This is a genomic window from Kosakonia sp. CCTCC M2018092 (assembly GCF_003864115.1).
Taxonomy (GTDB): Bacteria; Pseudomonadota; Gammaproteobacteria; order Enterobacterales; family Enterobacteriaceae; genus Kosakonia; species Kosakonia cowanii.
This window is the reverse complement of sequence record NZ_CP034225.1, coordinates 2,831,447-2,852,098: the sequence shown is the minus strand read 5'-3', so window position 1 is coordinate 2,852,098 and position 20,652 is coordinate 2,831,447. Positions and strand designations below refer to the sequence as shown.

Annotated in this window: 20 protein-coding genes; 7 read left to right on the top strand and 13 right to left on the bottom strand. The window is 58.5% G+C overall.

Going from position 1 to position 20,652, the window contains the following annotated elements:
- Genes fni through crtB form a run of 5 tightly spaced genes read left to right on the top strand, consistent with a single transcriptional unit; the run spans nt 1 to nt 5,866 of the window.
- The gene (gene fni / locus EH164_RS13640; RefSeq protein ID WP_124968628.1) at nt 1-1,029 is read left to right on the top strand and encodes a type 2 isopentenyl-diphosphate Delta-isomerase; all 1,029 of its coding nucleotides are present in this window, start codon (nt 1-3) and stop codon (nt 1,027-1,029) included.
- On the top strand, nt 1,026-2,291 hold the full coding sequence (locus EH164_RS13635) for a glycosyltransferase (protein ID WP_124968626.1): 1,266 nt from the start codon (nt 1,026-1,028) through the stop codon (nt 2,289-2,291). Before fni ends, EH164_RS13635 begins: the two co-directional genes overlap by 4 nt.
- The gene (crtY, locus tag EH164_RS13630; protein WP_124968624.1) at nt 2,288-3,463 is read left to right on the top strand and encodes a lycopene beta-cyclase CrtY; all 1,176 of its coding nucleotides are present in this window, start codon (nt 2,288-2,290) and stop codon (nt 3,461-3,463) included. The genes EH164_RS13635 and crtY overlap by 4 nt, the downstream gene beginning before the upstream one ends.
- Complete coding sequence (locus EH164_RS13625; RefSeq protein ID WP_124968622.1) at nt 3,456-4,937, top strand: phytoene desaturase; 1,482 nt, start codon at nt 3,456-3,458, stop codon at nt 4,935-4,937. The genes crtY and EH164_RS13625 overlap by 8 nt, the downstream gene beginning before the upstream one ends.
- Nucleotides 4,934-5,866: a 15-cis-phytoene synthase CrtB gene (crtB, locus tag EH164_RS13620; protein WP_124968620.1), complete on the top strand. Its 933-nt coding sequence runs from the start codon at nt 4,934-4,936 to the stop codon at nt 5,864-5,866. The genes EH164_RS13625 and crtB overlap by 4 nt, the downstream gene beginning before the upstream one ends.
- On the opposite strand, the gene EH164_RS13615 is transcribed toward crtB, so the two are convergent.
- From EH164_RS13615 to potA, 5 genes are all read right to left on the bottom strand, one after another.
- Complete coding sequence (locus EH164_RS13615) at nt 5,799-6,350, bottom strand: sterol desaturase family protein (RefSeq protein WP_124968618.1); 552 nt, start codon at nt 6,348-6,350, stop codon at nt 5,799-5,801. The genes crtB and EH164_RS13615 overlap by 68 nt on opposite strands.
- 125 nt (nt 6,351-6,475) lie before the next feature.
- On the bottom strand, nt 6,476-7,522 hold the full coding sequence (gene potD / locus EH164_RS13610) for a spermidine/putrescine ABC transporter substrate-binding protein PotD (protein ID WP_124968616.1): 1,047 nt from the start codon (nt 7,520-7,522) through the stop codon (nt 6,476-6,478).
- Complete coding sequence (potC, locus tag EH164_RS13605; RefSeq protein WP_023481287.1) at nt 7,522-8,310, bottom strand: spermidine/putrescine ABC transporter permease PotC; 789 nt, start codon at nt 8,308-8,310, stop codon at nt 7,522-7,524. The genes potD and potC overlap by 1 nt, the downstream gene beginning before the upstream one ends.
- Nucleotides 8,307-9,164: a spermidine/putrescine ABC transporter permease PotB gene (gene potB, locus EH164_RS13600; protein WP_023481604.1), complete on the bottom strand. Its 858-nt coding sequence runs from the start codon at nt 9,162-9,164 to the stop codon at nt 8,307-8,309. Before potB ends, potC begins: the two co-directional genes overlap by 4 nt.
- Nucleotides 9,148-10,266, bottom strand: coding sequence for a spermidine/putrescine ABC transporter ATP-binding protein PotA (gene potA / locus EH164_RS13595; protein WP_042717563.1), 1,119 nt, complete (start codon nt 10,264-10,266; stop codon nt 9,148-9,150). The genes potB and potA overlap by 17 nt, the downstream gene beginning before the upstream one ends.
- A gap of 284 nt (nt 10,267-10,550) precedes the next feature.
- Between potA and pepT the strand changes: the two genes are divergently transcribed.
- Nucleotides 10,551-11,783: a peptidase T gene (pepT, locus tag EH164_RS13590; RefSeq protein WP_124968614.1), complete on the top strand. Its 1,233-nt coding sequence runs from the start codon at nt 10,551-10,553 to the stop codon at nt 11,781-11,783.
- A gap of 220 nt (nt 11,784-12,003) precedes the next feature.
- On the top strand, nt 12,004-12,495 hold the full coding sequence (locus tag EH164_RS13585; protein WP_124971457.1) for a transposase: 492 nt from the start codon (nt 12,004-12,006) through the stop codon (nt 12,493-12,495).
- A gap of 172 nt (nt 12,496-12,667) precedes the next feature.
- Here the strand turns inward: EH164_RS13585 and EH164_RS13580 are convergent, their stop codons facing one another.
- The 8 genes from EH164_RS13580 to rluE form a co-directional block, all read right to left on the bottom strand.
- On the bottom strand, nt 12,668-13,789 hold the full coding sequence (locus tag EH164_RS13580; RefSeq protein WP_042717553.1) for a cupin domain-containing protein: 1,122 nt from the start codon (nt 13,787-13,789) through the stop codon (nt 12,668-12,670).
- Between the two features lie 59 nt (nt 13,790-13,848).
- A complete protein-coding gene (gene phoQ, locus EH164_RS13575; protein WP_023481557.1) occupies nt 13,849-15,309 on the bottom strand; it encodes a two-component system sensor histidine kinase PhoQ in 1,461 nt (486 codons plus the stop codon).
- On the bottom strand, nt 15,306-15,980 hold the full coding sequence (phoP, locus tag EH164_RS13570; protein WP_023481368.1) for a two-component system response regulator PhoP: 675 nt from the start codon (nt 15,978-15,980) through the stop codon (nt 15,306-15,308). Before phoP ends, phoQ begins: the two co-directional genes overlap by 4 nt.
- A gap of 135 nt (nt 15,981-16,115) precedes the next feature.
- Entirely contained in the window at nt 16,116-17,486 is a 1,371-nt protein-coding gene (gene purB, locus EH164_RS13565) for an adenylosuccinate lyase (RefSeq protein ID WP_124968612.1), read from the bottom strand.
- A gap of 19 nt (nt 17,487-17,505) precedes the next feature.
- The gene (gene hflD, locus EH164_RS13560; RefSeq protein ID WP_023481656.1) at nt 17,506-18,135 is read right to left on the bottom strand and encodes a high frequency lysogenization protein HflD; all 630 of its coding nucleotides are present in this window, start codon (nt 18,133-18,135) and stop codon (nt 17,506-17,508) included.
- Between the two features lie 74 nt (nt 18,136-18,209).
- A complete protein-coding gene (gene mnmA, locus EH164_RS13555) occupies nt 18,210-19,316 on the bottom strand; it encodes a tRNA 2-thiouridine(34) synthase MnmA (protein WP_042717548.1) in 1,107 nt (368 codons plus the stop codon).
- Between the two features lie 55 nt (nt 19,317-19,371).
- Entirely contained in the window at nt 19,372-19,830 is a 459-nt protein-coding gene (locus EH164_RS13550) for an NUDIX hydrolase (protein ID WP_124968610.1), read from the bottom strand.
- Between the two features lie 17 nt (nt 19,831-19,847).
- On the bottom strand, nt 19,848-20,495 hold the full coding sequence (gene rluE / locus EH164_RS13545; protein WP_124968608.1) for a 23S rRNA pseudouridine(2457) synthase RluE: 648 nt from the start codon (nt 20,493-20,495) through the stop codon (nt 19,848-19,850).
- Nucleotides 20,496-20,652: the final 157 nt, after the last annotated feature.

Here is a 20,652-nt window from a genome sequence, read left to right as displayed (position 1 = left end):
ATGAAGGATCTGGCGAAACGTAAAAACGATCACCTCGATATCGTCCTTAACAGCCCACACAGCGCCATGAAACGCACCACCGGTTTTGAGCAGTGGCGTTTTGAACACTGTGCGATGCCGGAGCTGCATCTGGATGAGATCGATCTTGGCTGCACGCTGTTTGGCAAAACCCTGCGCGCGCCGCTGTTGATCAGTTCCATGACCGGCGGTGCAAGCCGTGCGGCGATGATCAACCGCCATCTTGCGCAGGCTGCGCAACAGCTTGGTCTGGCGATGGGGGTCGGCTCACAGCGCGTGGCGCTGGAGAGCAAAGAGAATTCAGGCTTAACCCGTGAACTGCGCCAGCTGGCGCCGGATATCGCGCTGCTCTCAAACCTCGGTGCGGCGCAGATTGCCGGGCCTGAGGGCGTCGATTACGCGCGGCGCGCGGTGGAGATGATTGAAGCCGACGCGCTGATTATTCACCTCAATCCACTCCAGGAAGCCCTGCAGAGCGGCGGCGATCGCGACTGGCGCGGCGTGCTGGCAGCGATTGAGAAAACCGTGGCGGCACTTCCCGTCCCGGTGGTAGTTAAAGAGGTGGGAGCCGGGTTATCCGTCAATGTCGCGCGCCAGTTGAGTGAGGCCGGTGTGGCGATGCTTGATGTCGCCGGGGCAGGCGGCACCAGCTGGGCGGCGGTGGAGGGCGAGCGCGCCGCGCAGGCTCATCATCGCGCCGTGGCAATGGCCTTTGCCAACTGGGGTATTCCGACCGCGCAGGCGCTGACCGACCTGCAACAGGCGATGCCGGAGATGCCGCTTATCGCCTCTGGCGGCATTGCGAACGGTATCGACGCGGCGAAAGCGCTGCGGCTGGGTGCCTCGCTGGTAGGCCAGGCTGCGGCCGTGCTCGGTAGTGCTACTGTCTCATGCGAAACCGTCGCCGCCCACTTCCAGGTGGTGATCGATCAACTTCGTGTCGCCTGTTTCTGCACCGGCAGCGCTAACCTGGAGGCGCTACGCCAGGCGACGCTGGTGCGTGAAGCATGAGCCACTATGCTGTGATCTCACCGCCGCTCTATAGCCATATGCGCGCGCTGGAAGCGCTGGCACAGGCGCTTATCGCGCGCGGACACCGCATCACCTTTGTTAATCAGGCCGGGGCGCAGCAGTTATTGCAGGATCCGCGCATCGGCTTTTGCGCGGTCGGCGAAAAGAGCCATCCGCCCGCCCGCCTGCAACGCACTTTACGCCTGATGGCCCATCCCGCAGGGCCGGGCATCATTCGCCTGATAAACGATCTGGCAAGCACCACCGATATGCTCTGCCACGCGCTGCCTGCGGTACTGGCGCAGCTTGGCGTCGACGGGGTGATTGTCGATCAGATGGAGCCTGCCGGTGGGCTGGTGGCAGAGTCGCTGGGCTTGCCGTTTGTCTCTGTCGCCTGCGCGCTGCCGGTTAACCGGGATGAAACTATCCCGCTGCCGGTGATGCCTTTTCACTACGCACCCGGCGAGCGGCGCAAAAAACTCTACCGCGCCAGCACCCAGGTTTATGACAAGGTAATGGCGCGGCAGAATGCGGTGATCGCCCGGCATGCGCGCCGCTTTGGGCTGCCTGCGCGTAACGCGATGCATGAGTGCCTCTCGCCGCTGGCGCAGGTCAGCCAGACGCTGGCCTGCTTCGATTTCCCGCGCCAGCTTCCCGCCTGGTTTCATGCGGTCGGGCCGCTGCGCCAGCCGCAGGAGATTACGTCGCATAATCACTCTGGCGCTGAACGCCCGCTGATTTTTGCCTCCCTCGGCACCTTGCAGGGGCACCGCTACCGGCTGTTTCGCACCATCGCCCGTGCCTGTCGGCGCATGAATGTCCGCTTACTGATTGCCCACTGCGGCGGGCTGAACGCGCGCCAGGTTGAGAAGCTGATCGCCCGCGGGGCGGAAGTGACCGACTTTGCCGATCAGACGGCGGTGATGCGCGACGCCGATGTGGTGGTCACCCACGGCGGCATGAATACCGTGATGGACGCCATCAATAGCACCACACCGATTCTGGTGATCCCGCTGGCTTTCGATCAGCCCGGCGTCGCGGCGCGGGTGGAGTACCACCAGATTGGTCGCCGGGTGTCACGCTTTGCCAGTAGCGCGCGGGTGGAGAAAAACCTGCGCGCGCTGCTGGCAGATAACAGTTACGCCATCAAGCTTGCTGCGATGCAGCAACCGTTGCAGCACGCGGGCGGTGCGCCGCGCGCCGCGCAGATTGTTGAGCAGGCGCTGAACACCGGACAGCCGGTGATGGCGGGTGCGCTATGAGCGAGCGCTGGGATCTGATCCTCGTCGGCGGCGGGCTGGCGAACGGCCTTATCGCCTGGCGTCTGCACCATGCCCGGCCCGATCTGCGCCTGCTGATGGTTGAAGCGGGCGCGCAGCCGGGCGGCAATCACACCTGGTCTTTCCATCAGGCGGATCTGACGGAGGCACAGCACCGCTGGATAGCTCCGCTGGTCAGCCACCGCTGGCCGGGGTACGAAGTGCGTTTTCCGGCGCGCCAGCGCACGCTGGAGGGCGGCTATCTCAGCATCAGCTCCGGGCACTTCGCGCAGAAAATTACCGACACCCTCGGCGCTGCGCTGTTAACCGATACGCCGGTGGCGAGCCTGACCCCGCAGAGCGTCATCCTTGAAAACGGCGAAACGCTGCACGCCGGGGCGGTGATCGACGGGCGCGGCTATCTGCCGGATGCCCATCTGACGCCCGGCTTTCAATCCTTCCTCGGCCAGCACTGGCAGCTTGCCGAGCCGCACCAGCTTCAGCAGCCGATTTTGATGGATGCCACCGTCAGCCAGGCGGACGGGTACCGTTTTGTCTACACCTTGCCGCTCTCGGCGCGCGAGGTGCTGATCGAAGATACCCACTATATTGACCGGCCCACTCTCAGCGGCGATGAGGCGCGCCAGCATATTGCGGATTACGCGCGCCAGCAGGGCTGGAGGCTAACAACGCTGGTGCGTGAAGAGCAGGGCAACCTGCCCATCACGCTGGATGGCGATATCCGCGCCTTCTGGCAATCGCGCGCGCCGCAACCCTGTAGCGGCCTGCGCGCCGGGCTGTTTCACGCCACTACAGGTTACTCCCTGCCGCACGCTGTGGCGCTGGCGGATCTTATCGCTGAGCAGCCGGTGCCTGCGGGCGACAAACTCTTTACCCTGATCAAGCACTACGCTGAGCGCGTCTGGCGTCAGCAGCGCTTCTACCGCATGCTCAACCGCATGCTGTTTCTGGCGGGTGACGCAAGTGCGCGCTGGCAGGTGATGCAGCGCTTTTATGGCCTCAACCCGGCGCTGATCGCCCGGTTCTACGCCGACAGACTCACCTTTTTTGATAAAGCGCGGATCCTGACAGGAAAACCGCCGGTACCGGTGGGCGAAGCCATGCGCGCCGTACTTAAACACACACCTGGACTGCGAGCCTTCAATCATGAATAAAACCATCGTCATCGGGGCCGGATTTGGCGGGCTGGCGTTAGCCATTCGCCTGCAGGCGGCGGGCGTGCCGACCGTGCTGCTGGAGCAGCGCGACAAGCCGGGCGGCCGCGCCTATGTCTATCAGGATCAAGGCTTTACCTTTGACGCCGGGCCAACGGTGATTACCGATCCCAGCGCCATTGAAGAACTCTTTACCCTTGCGGGTAAAAAGATGGCGGATTACGTCGATCTGCTGCCGGTGACGCCGTTCTATCGCCTCTGCTGGGAGCAGGGGAAGGTGTTTGATTACGATAACGATCAGGCGCGACTTGAAGCGCAGATCCGCCGCTTTAACGAGCGCGACGTCGAGGGCTATCGCCGTTTTCTCGACTACTCAAAAGCGGTATTTAAAGAGGGTTACCTGAAGCTCGGCACCGTCCCGTTCTTATCCTTCCGCGATATGCTGCGCGCTGGCCCACAGCTGATGCGCTTGCAGGCGTGGCGCAGCGTCTACAGCATGGTCTCCAAATTTATTGAAGATGAGCACCTGCGCCAGGCGTTCTCTTTCCACTCGCTGCTGGTGGGCGGTAACCCCTTTGCCACTTCGTCGATCTATACGCTGATCCACGCCCTGGAGCGGGAGTGGGGCGTCTGGTTTGCCCGCGGCGGCACCGGGGCGCTGGTGCAGGGAATGGTGAAGCTGTTTGAAGATCTCGGCGGCACGCTGGAGCTGAATGCCGAAGTGAGCAAGCTCGAGGCAGAGGGTAAACGTATTACCGGCGTCGAGTTAAAAGATGGCCGCCGTATTGCCGCCGCCGCGGTGGCGTCGAATGCCGATGTGGTGCACACCTACGAGAAGCTGCTCGGCCACCATCCGACCGGGGCGAAACGCGCCGCTTCGCTGAAGCGTAAGCGCATGAGCAACTCGCTGTTTGTGCTCTATTTTGGTCTCAATCACCACCACGATCAGCTGGCGCACCACACCGTCTGCTTCGGGCCGCGCTATAAAGAGTTGATTGAAGAGATTTTCCACGGCGAAGCGCTGGCGGAGGACTTTTCCCTCTACCTGCACGCGCCCTGCGTTACCGATCCCTCGCTGGCACCGCCCGGCTGCGGCAGCTACTACGTCCTTGCGCCGGTGCCGCACCTTGGCACAGCGAAGATCGACTGGGCCGTCGAAGGGCCGCGCCTGCGCGATCGCATCTTTGCCTACCTCGAGCAGCACTATATGCCCGGCCTGCGCGACCAACTGGTCACCGAGCGCATGTTTACCCCGATCGATTTCCGCGATCAGCTTAGCGCGCACCTGGGTTCCGCCTTCTCCGTGGAGCCGATCCTGCGCCAGAGCGCCTGGTTCCGACCCCATAACCGCGATAGCGAGATCGACAACCTCTACCTCGTTGGCGCAGGGACTCACCCTGGCGCGGGCATTCCTGGCGTGATTGGTTCGGCGAAAGCGACGGCGGGGCTGATGGTCGAGGCGCTCTGCGGATGAATGATGCGTTAATGAGCCATGCGACGGAGACGATTACCGTCGGCTCGAAAAGTTTTGCCACCGCCTCGAAGCTGTTTGATCCCGCCACGCGCCGCAGCGCGCTGATGCTCTATGCCTGGTGCCGCTACTGCGATGATGTGATTGATGAGCAGGAGCTTGGCTTTCGCACTGCGCTGCCACAGCAGGCGAGCGCGCTGGCGCGCCTTGAGATGCTGCGCGTTGAGACGCAGCGTGCCTTCGATGGCGAAGCGATGAGCGAACCGGCGTTTGCCGCTTTCCAGGAGGTGGTCACGCAGCATGAAATGCCCGCGCATCTCGCCTTTGCGCACCTTGAGGGTTTCGCGATGGACGTGCGCGAGACCCACTACCAGACCTTTGACGATACGCTGCGCTACTGTTATCACGTCGCGGGCGTGGTTGGCCTGATGATGGCGTGGATCATGGGCGTGCGCGATGAGGCGGTGCTCGATCGCGCCTGCGATTTAGGGCTGGCGTTCCAGTTAACTAATATTGCCCGCGACATTGTTGAAGATGCGGAAAATGGGCGCTGTTATCTGCCTGCGCAGTGGCTGGCGGAGGAGGGGATGACGGCCAGAGAGATTGCCGACCCGGCGAAACGGCAACATATCGCACGGCTGGCACGCAGGCTGGTGATGGCCGCTGAACCCTATTACGCCTCGGCAAAAGCCGGGTTGCACGGTCTGCCGTTGCGCTCGGCGTGGGCGATTGCCGCCGCGCACGGCGTCTACCGGCAGATTGGCATTAAAGTGATGGCCGCCGGAGCGGCAGCGTGGGAACAGCGGCAGGGCACCAGCAAGGCCGAGAAGCTCGGCTTACTGGCGAAAGGGGCGGGGATGGCGCTTACTTCCCGTCTGTCGCGGCCTGCGCCGCGTCCTGCTCACCTGTGGCAGCGTCCTCGCGCGCGCTGACCTTCTGCTCATGCTCCGCCCGTTTGCGCTGGCGCAGGGTCTGTTGCAGATCCTCAACCGGCGGGGCATAGAGAAAACCAAACGACACACAGTCGGCTTTGCCACGCACCGCGTGGTGCAGGCGGTGCGCCATATAGAGGCGTTTCAGGTAGCCGCGGCGCGGCACGTAGCGAAACGGCCAGCGCTGATGCACCAGCCCGTCATGCACCATAAAGTAGAGCGCGCCATACAGCGTCATGCCTGCGCCAATCCACTGCAACGGCCAGAAACCGGCGGTGCCGAGGGCGATCAGCACAATTGCCAGCAGGGCGAAAACCACGGCATAGAGATCGTTGACTTCAAACGCGCCGGTTCGCGGCTCGTGGTGCGAGCGGTGCCAGCCCCATCCCCAGCCATGCATGACATATTTATGCGCAAGCGTGGCGATAATCTCCATCGCGGCGACGGTGGCAAGCGTGATCAGCGTGTTCCATAAGACGAGCATCGGTATCCCTTATTAACCGGACATCCATTGACTCTAGTGCAGTCGCGCGGATACACAACGACAGCGGCGGGTTTTTTATCGCCAGCCGGTGCGAAAAGTGCCGCACCGGCTGGCGATCTGCGGTCTTAACGACCGGCTTTTAGCTTCTGATAATACTCTTCATACAACGCGCTGGCGCTGCCAACGTCATTTTGCCACTCGCCCTTGCTGATGGTTTCCGCATCCGGGTAGAGGGATTTGTCATTAGCCACTTCTGGCTTCAGCAACTTACGTGCGGCAAGGTTCGGCGTCGGGTAGCCGATAGTTTCCGCCACCTGTTTGGCGATCTCCGGGCGCAGCAGGAAGTTAATCAGCTTCAGCGCACCGTCGACGTTTTTCGCGTTCGCCGGAATAGCAAGGCTGTCCATCCAGAAGATACCGCCCTCTTTAGGCCACACCACCTCCAGCGGCGTGCCCGCTTCGCGCGCGACGAAGGCGGAACCATTCCACACCATCCCAAGGTTCACTTCCCCCTCCATATAGGGGTTAGCCGGGTTATCGGAGTTGAAGGCGGCGACGTTCGGCATCAGTTTTTGCAGCTCTTTATAGGCCGCTTCAATCTCTTTCGGATCGGTGGTGTTACCGGAGTAGCCGAGCTTGCGCAGCGCCATCTGGAACACTTCACGCGCATCATCCGTCAGCAGCAGGCTGCTTTTATATTCCGGTTTCCACAAATCGGCCCAGCTGGTGACGCTTTTCGGATCGATCGCGTCGCTATTGATGCCAATCGCCGTTGCGCCCCAGATGTAGGGAATCGAGTAGTCGTTGCTCGGGTCGAAGGGCTTGTTGAGCATCTGCGGATCGAGGTTGTGGAAGTTGGTCAGCTTCGACTTATCGATCTTCTGAATCATCCCCTCTTTGCGCATTTTGTCGACAAAGTAGGTGGACGGCACCACCAGATCGTAGGCCCCCTCTTTATAGGTTTTCAGCTTGGCGTACATCGTCTCATTCGACTCGTAGGTCGAGTAGATCACTTTGATGCCGGTCTCTTTGGTGAACTGCTCCAGCAGGCCTGGCGGCACATACTCGGTCCAGTTATAGAAGTAGATCGTTTTGTTATCATCCGCGTGCGCGGCGCTGATACCGAAGGCGAGCGCGCCTGCGGCGAGCAGGTGGCGTGACCATTTTTTCATTAAGATGTCCTCTTAGCTTTCGTCGTATCGCGAGCAATCAGCTGGCTGGCGATCACCAGCACCAGCGACAGCACTAACAGAATCGTGGCCAGCGCGTTCACTTCCGGCGAGACGCCCACTTTGACCATCGAATAAATTTTCAGCGGTAAAATCTCATACCCCGGCCCGGTAACAAACGAGGAGACCACGACGTCATCCATCGACAGGGTAAAGCTGAGCAGCCAGCCCGCTGCCACGGCAGGCATCGCCAGCGGCAGGATAATTTTGCGCAGGATGGTGAACTCGCTGGCACCGAGATCTTTCGCCGCTTCCAGCATCCGCACATCGAACCCTTTCAGGCGCGAAAAGACCGTTACCACCACAAAGGGCAGGCAGAAAGTGATATGCGAGAAGAGCAGCGACATAAAGCCGAGCTGCACGCCGAGCAGCATAAACAGCACCAGCAGGGAGATGGCCATTACGATATCCGGCGACATCATCACCACAAACAGCATGCCGCTGACAAATGGCTTGCCGCGAAAGCGGTAGCGGTAAAGCGCCACTGCCGTCAGCGCGCCGATAAGCGTCGCGAAGGTGGCGGATAACACCGCCATGGTCAGTGAGTGCTGCGCCGCCTGCAACAAGCTGTCGTTATTCATCAGCAGGCCGTACCACTTGGTCGAAAAGCCCTGCCAGTTGATGCCGAAGCGCGAACTGTTAAAGGAGTTCACGATCAGGATGATGATCGGAATATAGAGGTAAGCGTAAATGGCGGCCATAAAACCGCCTCTGAAGAGACGACCGATCATTCCAGCTCCACCTTTTTGTTCAGCAGACGCGCGGCGCGCCAGTAAACCAGCAGCATCAGCCCCATTACCAGCGTCAGAGTGATACTGGTCGCGGAGCCGAACGGCCAGTCGCGGATATTGAGGAACTGGCTCTTGATGACGTTGCCGATCAGCAGGTTTTTCGCCCCGCCCATTAAGTCCGAGACATAGAACAGCCCCATGGCCGGCAGCATCACCAGCAGGCAACCGGCGATAATCCCCGGCATGGTCAGCGGAATAATAATGCGCAGAAAGGTTTGCAGCTTGCTGGCACCGAGATCTTTCGCCGCTTCCAGCAGCGGTTTGTCGAGCTTCTCAATGCTGGAGTAGAGCGGCATCACCATAAACGGCAGCAGGATATAGACCAGGCCGATAATCACTGCACCCGGCGTAAACATGATGCGGATTGGCGTATCGATCACCCCCAGCCAGAGCAGGAACTCGTTGAGGTAGCCTTTGGTGCTGAGGAAGATCTTCAGCCCATAGATACGGATCAGCGAGTTGGTCCAGAAGGGGACAATCAGCAAAAAGAGCAGCAGCGGGCGCACGTTCGCCGGAAGCTTTGCCAGAAACCAGGCGAACGGATAGCCGAGCAGCAGGCAGGCGAAGGTGGCAATCAGCGCCATATTCAGCGAGTGCAGCAGCACATCGAAGTAGAGCGGATCGAGCAGCCGCGCGTAGTTATCCAGCGTGAAGACCAGCTTAACGAAGTTGGCGTCGTCGCGGGTCAGGAAGCTGGTGGCGATGATCATCAGGTTCGGCAGGAAGACAAACAGCACCAGCCAGCCGACGATGGTTGCGATCACCGCTTTCTGGAATTTACTTGTGCTCTTCATCAGCCAGCACGACCTCCCAGCTCTCGACCCAGTTGATGGCCATCTTCTGATCCAGCGAGTGGTCAAAGTCGGGATCGTCTTCGTTGAAGAACTCGCTGACCATCACCATCTTGCCGTTTTCCAGCTCAACCATCGACTCCAGCGTCATGCCTTTGTAGTTGCGCTCGCGCACGTAGCCAATCAGCCCTTCAACCTCGGCGATATCGTTGATCTCTTCGACGCGCAGATCCTCCGGGCGCAGCAACACATTGAGTTGCTGACCACTCTCTACCGGGAAGTTGACGTAAATATTGCACTCGCGACCTTCAACGTTGGCACGCACGCGGCTCTCGTCGAGACGCTCAATCACCGTGGCGTTGAAAATGTTGATTTCGCCGATAAAGCTGGCGACAAACAGGTTTTTCGGCTCTTCGTAGATCTCGCGCGGCGTGCCGTCCTGCTCGATGCGCCCGTTGCGCATCACCACGATGCGATCGGACATCGTCAGGGCTTCTTCCTGATCGTGGGTCACAAAGACGAAGGTGATACCGAGTTTACGCTGTAGCGCTTTCAGTTCGTTCTGCATCTGCTTACGCAGCTTGTAATCGAGCGCGGAGAGGGACTCATCCAGCAGCAGTAAACGCGGTTTATTGACCACCGCGCGGGCGATGGCGACGCGCTGCTGCTGGCCGCCGGAGAGCTGGTGCGGTTTACGCTGGGCGAACTCGTCAAGCTGCACCATACGCAGCGCCTCGGTGACGCGCGGAGTAATCTCGGCCGCTGGCGTCTTTTGCATCCGCAGGCCAAACGCCACGTTTTCAAACACGGTCATGTGCGGGAAGAGGGCGTAACTTTGAAAAACGGTGTTCACGTGGCGATGTTCCGCCGGAACGTCGGTAATATCCTGGTTATCTAACTGGATATGGCCAACATCGACACTCTCAAGCCCGGCAATCAGGCGCAGAACCGTGGTTTTACCGCAGCCGGAAGGGCCGAGCAGCGTAAGAAATTCGCCGTTATTAATGGTGAGATTGAAATCGGAGATTACCGTTTTGCCATCAAAGCTTTTGCGCAGACCGGCCAGCTCAACCAGCGGCGAACGCGAACGCGATTGTGTATTCAATTTTTGACTCTGTCCCGTGTTTGCGCATCGAAGGGCGTATCAGATGCGGGGTTTGTGATTAACCACCTTCAGGGTTGTGCACGATTTAAGGCCAGGCATTCTACGGCAAAGCGGTTAAATCGCCAATCGTTGATGGCTTTTCGCCGCTCAATCAGTCACTTTCTCAACTACGTTTAATACGACGACCTTTAAAATATTCTCGTTTGCCGGGTAAAAGTGACCTGACGCAATATTTGTCTTTTCACGCTTACTGATAATGTTGTGACATTTTGTTAGGGGGCTTTATGGATAAGTTATTAGAGCGCTTTTTGCAGTACGTAACGCTGGATACGCAATCAAAACCCGGCGTGCGGCAGGTGCCAAGTACGGATAGTCAATGGAAGCTCCTGCATTTACTTCAAGACCAGCTTAAAGAGATGGGGCTGGTGGACGTGACCTTAAGCGATAAGGGCACGCTGATGGCGAAACTGCCATCCAACGTCGACAAGCCGGTTCCGGCGATTGGTTTTATCTCCCACGTCGACACCTCGCCCGACTTCAGCGGCAAAAACGTTAACCCACAGATCCTTGAAAACTACCGTGGTGGTGATATTGCGCTGGGTGTTGGCGATGAGATCCTCTCACCGGTGATGTTCCCGGTGCTGCATCAGCTGCTTGGCCATACGCTTATCACCACCGACGGCAAAACCCTGCTCGGCGCGGATGATAAAGCGGGCGTGGCAGAGATCATGACCGCGCTGGCGGTGCTGAAGACAAAAAACACTCCCCACGGCGATATCTGCGTGGCGTTCACGCCCGATGAAGAGGTGGGCAAAGGGGCGAAGTATTTCGATGTTGAGGCCTTTGGCGCGAAGTGGGCCTACACCATGGATGGCAGCGGTATTGGCGAGCTGGAGTTTGAGAACTTCAACGCCGCGTCGGTGACGGTGAAAATCGTGGGCAATAACGTCCACCCCGGCACCGCAAAAGGGGTGATGGTCAATGCTATGACGCTCGCCAGCAAAATTCATGCGCGTATACCGGAAGAGGAGAGCCCGGAGCAGACCGAAGGGTATGAGGGTTTTTACCATCTCACCAGCATTAAAGGCACGGTGGATCGCGCCGAGATGCACTACATCATCCGCGATTTTGAGCGCTCATCGTTTGAAGCGCGTAAACGTAAGATGATGGAGATCGCCAAGGAGGTGGGCAAAGGGCTGCACCCGGATTGCTATATCGAACTGGTGATTGAAGACAGTTATTACAATATGCGCGAGAAGGTGGCGGAGTTTCCGCACATTATCGACATTGCCCAGCAGGCGATGCGCGATTGCGATATCGAACCGCAGATGAAACCGATCCGCGGCGGCACCGACGGCGCACAGCTCTCCTTTATGGGCCTGCCCTGCCCGAATATCTTTACCGGCGGCTACAACTATCATGGCAAACATGAGTTTGCCACCCTGAACGGCATGGAAAAAGCGGTGCAGGTGATTGTGCGGATCGCAGAGTTAACCGCCGAAAGGGAGACCGCGTAGGGTTGATTCCTGGCGCGGTACTCATTGCCGGATGGCGGCGCAAACGCCTTATCCGGCCTACGGGTTAGCACGGTTTTGTAGGCCTGATAAGCGTAGCGCCATCAGGCAGTATGTCGGGCACGGTGCGCATTGCCGGATGGCATGTTTTTTTGGTTTTGTAGGCCTGATAAGCGTAGCGCCATCAGGCAACAGGGATTACGAATGGAAAAGGAGTTTCCAGATGTCTGACTATCGTCGTCATTATGTGCCTGGTGGCACGTGGTTTTTCACCGTCAACCTGCGCGACAGGCGCAGCGATCTTCTTACCCGCCATATTGATACTTTGCGTCGTGCAACCCTCACGGTAAAACGCCGCCAGCCTTTTGATATCAACGCCTGGGTTATCCTGCCGGAGCATATGCACTGCATCTGGACGTTACCCGAAAACGATGATGATTTTTCCGGGCGCTGGCGCGAGCTTAAAAAAGCCTTTAGCAAGTCGCTCAGGCAAAAAGAGATCTGGCAGCCGCGCTTTTGGGAGCACACCATCCGCGATGAGCGGGATTACCGGCATCATATGGATTATGTGTATATCAACCCGGTAAAACATGGGTTGGTGAAATGCACCACGCATTGGCCCTTTTCCACCTTTCATCGCGATGTCCGCGCCGGAGTGTATCCGGAGAATTGGGCAGGGGAGATAGCCGATATGGAGGCCGGGGAAAGGCGGTAATGCATTGCCGGATGGCGACGTATCGCCTTATCCGGCCTACGGGTTGGGATGGTTTTGTCGGTTATTGCCGGATGGCGGCGTAACGCCTTATCCGGCCTACGGGTTCGTGCGGTTTTGTAGGCCTGATAAGCGCAGCGCCATCAGGCATGATGCCCGATGACGCCAGAGGATATTAATCCTCGAAGAACCAATACCCACTGTTTACCAGCGCGGCAAGCATCGCGAGGAAGGAGGGATCGTCCAGCGCATCGCCAAACATCTCGCCGGAGATAACGCTATGGCGAGCCAGCGCTTCAAGCGCCGGGCGGTGCGGGGAGTTGATCTTCTCGCCGTTGGCGTACACATCGTCGCCGATGCGCAGCACGCGCAGGCCACCGAGACGCGCAAGTTTGTCGCCCTGTTTCAGCGCATCGTAGATCTCATCCGGCTGATAGGGTGGCTCTGGCGGCGCGATATCCAGCTCGTGACGCGACTGGGAGATAAACTCGCCGAGCCACTCGTTAAACTGTGCCGGCTGATTAATCAGCCCGAGCATCATCTCGCGCAGCTTATCCAGCTCCTGCGGCAGGATATCCGCCGGGTGATCGCGCTCCGGCACGTCCGGATCGCTGTAGCGCTGGCTGCCCAGTTCACGTTGCAGCACGTAATCGGCAAAGCCGCTGATCAGCTCGCGCCCGCTCGGTGCGCGGAAACCGACCGAGTAGTTGAGGGAGTTCTCCAGCGAATAGCCCTCGTGCGGGAATCCTGGCGGAATATAGAGGATATCGCCCGGCTCCATCTCTTCATCGATGATCGCTTCGAAAGGATCGACCTGCAGCAGATCCGGGTGCGGGCAGTGCTGCTTCAGCGGCACTTTATCCCCGACGCGCCAGCGGCGACGGCCGGTGCCCTGAATAATAAACACATCATACTGATCGAGGTGCGGACCAACGCCGCCGCCCGGTACCGAGAAGGAGATCATCAGATCGTCGGTACGCCAGTCCGGCAGCACGCGAAAGGGGCTCATCAGCGCCGCGGCAGGCTGATGCCAGTGGTTCACCGCCTGCACCAGCAGCGACCAGTTGTTTTCGCCCATGTGATCGTAACTCTCAAACGGGCCGTGGCTTACCTGCCATTTACCATCAAGATGGCTGACCAGGCGGCTGTCGACTTCATTCTCCATCGCCAGCCCCGCCAGTTCGTCCGGGCTAATCGGGTCGACGAAATCCTTGATTCCGCGTTTCAACACCACCGGACGTTTCTGCCAGTAGCGTTGAATAAAATCTGGCCAGTTTATCTCTACGTGATATTCCATATATATTTCCGGCAATTAATCATGGGCTGAATAATCGATTATAGCTGTGTTAAGGGGGTTCAGTCGCCCGTTATTCCCGTTTGCTGACGACCAAAAATCACTTCCATGCGCGCGCCGCCGAGCAGGCTGTCGCCGGTGAGGATCTGCCCGCCATACTGCTCGACGATCTCCCGCGCCACCGAAAGCCCGACGCCCTGGCCCGGACGCAGCGTGTCGGCGCGCTGACCGCGATCGAACACCAGTTCGCGTTTCGCCAGCGGAATGCCGGGACCATCATCCTCGACAACAATGTGCAGCATGTCATCGCTCTGGTTAACAGAGACCTCAACAAACTCCAGGCAATATTTGCAGGCGTTATCCAGCACGTTGCCCATCACTTCCATAAAGTCATTCTGCTCGCCGACAAAACCGACCTCCGGCGAGATATCGAGCGTGATATTCACCCCTTTACGCTGATAGACCTTATTCAGCGCGGAAGTGAGGTTATCAAGCAGCGCAGCGACCGGATGCAGCTCGCGGCTGAGCATGCTGCTGCCGCGCATGGTGGCGCGGTGCAGGTAGTAGCCAATTTGCTGCGAGATGCGGCTGATCTGCTCAAGCATTACCGGTTCGGCCTCGCTGACGCTCATCTTGTCGCTGCGCAGCGAGCGCAACGTGCTTTGCAGCACCGCCAGCGGCGTTTTCAGGCTGTGGGTGAGATCGGTCAAGGTGGTGCGATATTTGTCATAGCGCTCGCGCTCGCTTTTCAGCAAGCGGTTGAGGTTCTGCACCAGGCTGGTCAACTCGCGGGTGGTTTCCGGGTTAAGCTGTTCGCGGTGGTGCTCCTCCAGTTCGCGCACCTCGCGCGCCAGATCCTCAATCGGCCGCAGGCTCCACCAGGCCGCCAGCCACAGCAGCGGGATCACCAGCAGCAGGTTGGCCGAGAGCACATAGATAAACCAGTTCCACACCATATAGGAGCGTTTAAGCTCGATCGGGATGGTATCGACTACTACGATGGTCAACTGCGGCATACGCGCGGTGGCAGGGTAGAGGTTTACCGCCACCGAGTGGGTCATTTCGGAGTCGCTGTCATCTTCGCGGATCGCTTTGAGTTGCTCCGAAGCGGCGTGATCGTCGTTGATCAGCGTGCTGGTGGAGTCAATATCCGCTTCAATTTCGTGAAAACCATCGCTCTTCAGCCACTCCGGCTCAATGCGCTTTTGCAACCACGGTACATTCCGCTGGGACCAGATCAGCTTGCCGTTTTTGTCGTAGATAAAGGTCATGGTCGGGCTTTGCAGGTCGAGGTTTTCCGGCAGGTCAATCTCCAGCTTGTTCTCTTTCCACTGCGCCAGCGTATAGAAGAGGTTGCTCTCGCCGCGCAGCAGCCGGAAGGTGGTTTTATCGAAGCTGACGCTGTAACCGACCAGCGCGACCACGCCATAGGCCAGCGACAGCACCATCACCACCGCGGCGGTGGCGAGTAAAAAGCGCACCCGCAGCGAGAGCGGGAAGAGGTGCCGCAGCAGGCGTTTCATTTTGGCAGTTCGAAAAGATAGCCCTGGCCGCGCACGGTGGTGATCACCTCATCGGGATACTGGGCCTGGATCTTTTTGCGCAGGCGACCCATCAGCACGTCGATAGTATGGCTCTCGCGCAGTTCGGCATCGGGATAGAGTTGCAGCATCAGCGAATCTTTGCTCACCACTTTGCCGCTGTTACGGATCAGCGTCTCCATAATGGTGTATTCAAAGGCGGTGAGTTTGACCACTTCTTCGTTAACCGAGAGTTCGCGGCGAGAGAGGTCGACCTGGAATGGCGGCATGGAAATTAGCTGTGAAGCGAGGCCGCTGTTACGGCGCATCAGCGCCTGAATGCGCGCCACCACCTCTTCGATATGGAACGGTTTAGTGACGTAGTCATCGGCGCCCGCACTCAGCACTTCAACCTTATCCTGCCACCCTTCACGCGCGGTAAGCACCAGCACCGGTAGCGAGACCTCATGGCTGCGCCAGCGGCGGATCAGCGACAGGCCATCTTCATCCGGCAGGCCAAGATCGACAATCGCGATATCCGGCAGGTGTTCGTTCAGAAAGTAATCCGCTTCCTTTGCATCTTCAGCGGCGTCGACCTGATGTCCCAGCTCCTGCAACTGCACTTTTAAGTGGTGGCGCAGCAGAGCATTATCTTCCACAACCAGTACGCGCATCGTCAGACCTCTCCCTCTATTTTTGGAGTGAATAGTTTAACGCTGATTTTGTTACAAGAGGGATAAACATTTACTCAACCGTAACAGGAAGATGCCCTCTTTCCGGCGAAAGAGGGCGGGCAGAGCGGGCGGGGGTTATTTCAACTCATCAACCATGGTGATAGCGCGACCAATATAGTTGGCTGGCGTCATCGCTTTCAGGCGCACTTTTTCTTCCTCTGGCAGTGCCAGGCTGTCGATAAACTGCTTCATGCCTTCGGCGTCAACGCGCTTACCGCGGGTCAGCTCTTTCAGTTTTTCGTACGGCTTCTCAATGCCGTAACGGCGCATCACCGTCTGAATCGGCTCGGCCAGCACTTCCCAGTTGTGATCCAGCTCATCCAGCAGGCGGTCGCGGTTCACTTCCAGTTTGCTGACGCCTTTCAGAGTCGACTGGTAAGCGATCAGCGCATAGCCGACGCCAACGCCGAGATTACGCAGCACCGTCGAGTCGGTCAGATCGCGCTGCCAGCGCGAGACCGGCAGTTTGCTCGCCAGGTGTTGCAGCACGGCGTTGGACAGGCCGAGGTTACCTTCGGAGTTTTCGAAATCAATCGGGTTCACTTTATGCGGCATGGTCGAGGATCCAATCTCCCCGGCAATGGTCTTCTGTTTAAAGTGGTTCAGGGCGATATAACCCCAGACGTCGCGGTCGAAGTCGATGAGGATGGTGTTGAAGCGCGCCATGCAGTCAAACAGCTCGGCGATGTAGTCATGGGGCTCAATCTGCGTGGTGTAGGGGTTCCACTCAATGCCTAATGAGGTGACAAACTCTTCGCTGAACTGGTGCCAGTCCACTTCCGGATAGGCGGCGATATGGGCGTTATAGTTGCCAACCGCGCCGTTGATTTTGCCAAGAATTTCCACCTGGTTCAGCTGGCGGTACTGGCGCTCCATACGGTAAGCGACGTTCGCCATCTCTTTACCGATGGTCGACGGGGTGGCCGGTTGACCATGGGTGCGCGACAGCAGCGGAATATCACGGTACTCAACGGCCAGCGCTTTCACCGCGTCAATCAGCTGACGCCAGTAGGGCAGGATCACCTCATCGCGGGCGCTTTTCAGCATCAGGGCGTGGGAGAGGTTGTTGATATCTTCGGAGGTGCAGGCGAAGTGGATAAACTCAGAGACCGCGTGCAGCTCCGGAACGTCGGCCACTTTCTCTTTCAGAAAGTACTCCACCGCTTTCACGTCGTGGTTAGTGGTGCGCTCAATGGTTTTGATGCGCTGCGCATCTTCAACCGAGAAGTCCGTAACGATTTTGTCGAGGAAACCGTTTGCGTGATCGGCAAAAGCAGGAACTTCCTTGATCGCCGCGTGTGCCGCCAGTTTTTGCAGCCAGCGTACTTCAACCTGAACGCGAAACTTCAGCAAACCGAATTCGCTGAAGATCCCGCGCAGCGCGCTGACTTTATCGCCGTAGCGTCCATCGACAGGGGAAACGGCGGTCAGTGAGGATAATTCCATAAGTCACAACTCCGGGAGGTTAACAATGAGCGAGAATGTGTTTGGCCTGTGTCGACAGGCGATTACGGGAAAACATTAACTGTAGCCGACCGCCGCCGACCTGGTGCCACAGCACGGCGGCGCGAATGCCTGCCAGCAGGGTGGCGCGCACTTTGGCCTGCACCTGCGCGCTTTGCAAAATGGCAGGGGAGCCGGTGACCTGAATGCGCGGCCCGAGCGGGCTGATGACATCAACATAGATGGCAGCCATCGCACTCAGCAGGGTGTCGGATTGCAGATCGAAGTGTTCAAGCTGGCGCTGCAAGCCGCCAATGCGGTTGCCGAGCGTCTCCATCGCCGCTTTTTTTGCCGCCAGCTTGCGCTCGAGCACCATCATGCTCAGGGTGTAGCGGGTCACTTCCCCGTTCAGCCCCTGGCGGTTGCTACCGTTGAGCACGCCAAGCAGCGACTCGAGGCCAATGCGCAGGTTGGCTTCGCTGCCGCCAAACACGCCGAGGGTGGAGTCCGGGTTCATATCGATAACGCTATTAAGGGAAACGTGCAGCGCGTCGGCGTCACAGTGGCCCTGGTGCGCAAGCTCCTGCACCAGACGTGCTGACTGACAGATGCCTGCCAGCGCCAGGGTAATGTCGTAATAGTTCTTCGCCACACTTACTCCTTTTTGTGCCCGCGTCTGAGTGCATCTGCGCGGGCGTTAGCCAGTCCGATATCGCTAAAACAGAGTTAAACCGGCAGCGGCAGGCGCTGCTCGATAATACCGCCGCCGAGGCAGACGTCATCAAGATAGAAGACGGCAGATTGACCCGGCGTGACGGCGGCTACCGGCTCGTCGAAGCGCACTTCAATGCGATCGTCGTCCAGCGCCGTGACGGTGCAGGGGATATCCTGCTGGCGGTAGCGGGTTTTCACCGTACAGCGCAGCGTGCCGTTGACCGGCTCGCGATCGACCCAGTGCAACTGTTGGGCAATCAGCCCGACAGACATCAGACGCGGGTGATCGTGACCCTGGGCGACGATAAGGATATTGTTTTCGACATCTTTGTCGACCACATACCACGGATCTTCGCTGCCCTCTTTGGTGCCGCCGATGCCTAAGCCTTTGCGCTGGCCCAGTGTGTGGTACATCAGGCCCTGGTGTTCGCCGATCGCTTCACCATCAACGGTGACGATTTTGCCCGGTTGTGCAGGCAGATAGCGGCCGAGGAACTCGCGGAATTTGCGCTCGCCGATAAAGCAGATACCGGTCGAGTCTTTCTTCTTCGCGGTGGCAAGGCCCAGCTCTTCGGCGATTTTACGCACCTGAGGCTTTTCCAGTTCGCCGACCGGGAAGAGGCTCTGGGCGATCTGTTCATGGCCCAGCGTATAGAGGAAGTAGCTCTGATCCTTATTGCCGTCGAGACCGCGCAGCAGGCGGCTTTTGCCGTCGACATCGGCGCGGCGCACATAGTGGCCAGTGGCAATATAATCCGCACCAAGATCTTCGGCGGCGAACTCAAGGAAGGCTTTAAATTTGATCTCTTTGTTGCAGAGAATATCGGGATTCGGCGTGCGCCCGGCTTTGTACTCCGCAAGGAAGTGCTCAAAGACGTTGTCCCAGTACTCTGCGGCAAAATTGACGGTGTGAAGCTCAATGCCGAGCTTGTCGCAGACGGCCTGCGCGTCGGCCAGATCCGCCGCCGCGGTGCAGTATTCCTCGCCGTCATCCTCTTCCCAGTTCTTCATGAACAGGCCTTCCACCTTATAACCTTGTTGCTGCAACAAGTAGGCGGAAACGGAAGAGTCGACACCGCCGGACATGCCGACGATCACTTTTTTTGGGCTATCAGACATAGAATACTCACAACGAAGAACTTCAGGGCGGCGTATTCTAGCACGCACTGCTCGCTCAGGCATCCCCTGTAAACGGCCAGTTAAATTCTCCGATTGTCGCCAGCGGCAGACGCTGGCCGCTCTGGTAGCTGCGAATACTCTCGGCAACCAGCGGCGAGCGCAGGTTTGCGGCAGTGAGGATCTCCTCAGCCGTGACCCACAGGCAGCGGTCGATATCGCTGTCGTGCGGCTCAGTGGCGCACATTTCGTTAAGCTCGATGGCAAACAGGAAGCGCAAAAAGGGCGTGTTGTCGGGCGCAATCCACTGATGCATGCGGATAAAGTGCTGCGGCGCGGCGTCGATACCGGTCTCTTCCCACAGCTCGCGCTTCGCGGCCTGCACTAATGTTTCGTCCGCTTCAAGATGACCGGCAGGCTGGTTCCACAACACTTTGTCGCGGATCGTCTCTTCGACAACGAGGAACTTTCCCTGCGCGTGAACCACACAGGCTACGGTGACATGGGGTTTAAACATCGATTTCTCCCTGGCAGTTAAGCGTCACGCCATTCGCCATTAGCGAGGTTTTCCAGCGTGTAGTTTCCCATAGCGTAGCGGATGAGGCGCAAAGTGGGAAAGCCGACGTGGGCAGTCATTCGCCGCACCTGGCGATTGCGCCCCTCATAAAGGGTGATTTTCAGCCAGCAGGCCGGGATCGATTTGCGCTCGCGAATCGGCGGGTTGCGCGGCCACAGCCATGCGGGCTCCTCAACGCGCTCAACTTCAGCGGGCAAGGTGGGGCCATCATTGAGCGTCACGCCATTGCGTAACTGTGCAAGCGCCTCTTCGGTGGGTTCGCCTTCGACCTGCACATAGTAGATTTTCCCGGTGCGTTTACCCGGCTGGGTCAACCGCGCTTGCAGCGCGCCGTCGTTGGTTAACACCAGTAACCCTTCGCTGTCGCGATCGAGACGGCCTGCGGCATAGACGCCGGGAACGTCGATATACGCTTTAAGTGTGCTGCGCCCGGCTTCGTCGGTGAACTGGGGTAAAACATCGTAGGGTTTATTAAACAAAATCACGCGTGTTGGCGCGCTTTTTTCAGGCGATCGGCCTGGTTGTCGTGAGCTGAATCGCTCAAGCTTGTGATTTCTATAAGAAGTTTTCTTCATGGTATTTTCACAGGTTATCAATTGCCGCATTATAGCGGAATCATGATTGCCTTTCATGGCGTCGAACTATCGGTTAGTATTGACGGGCTCATTACAATTCATTAACAAAAAACGGTTTGCTCTGTGTGATTCACGTAACAGGTGAGCGGACGCAGTCTGAGCGCCCCGGCATGAAGTCAGCGAGCAA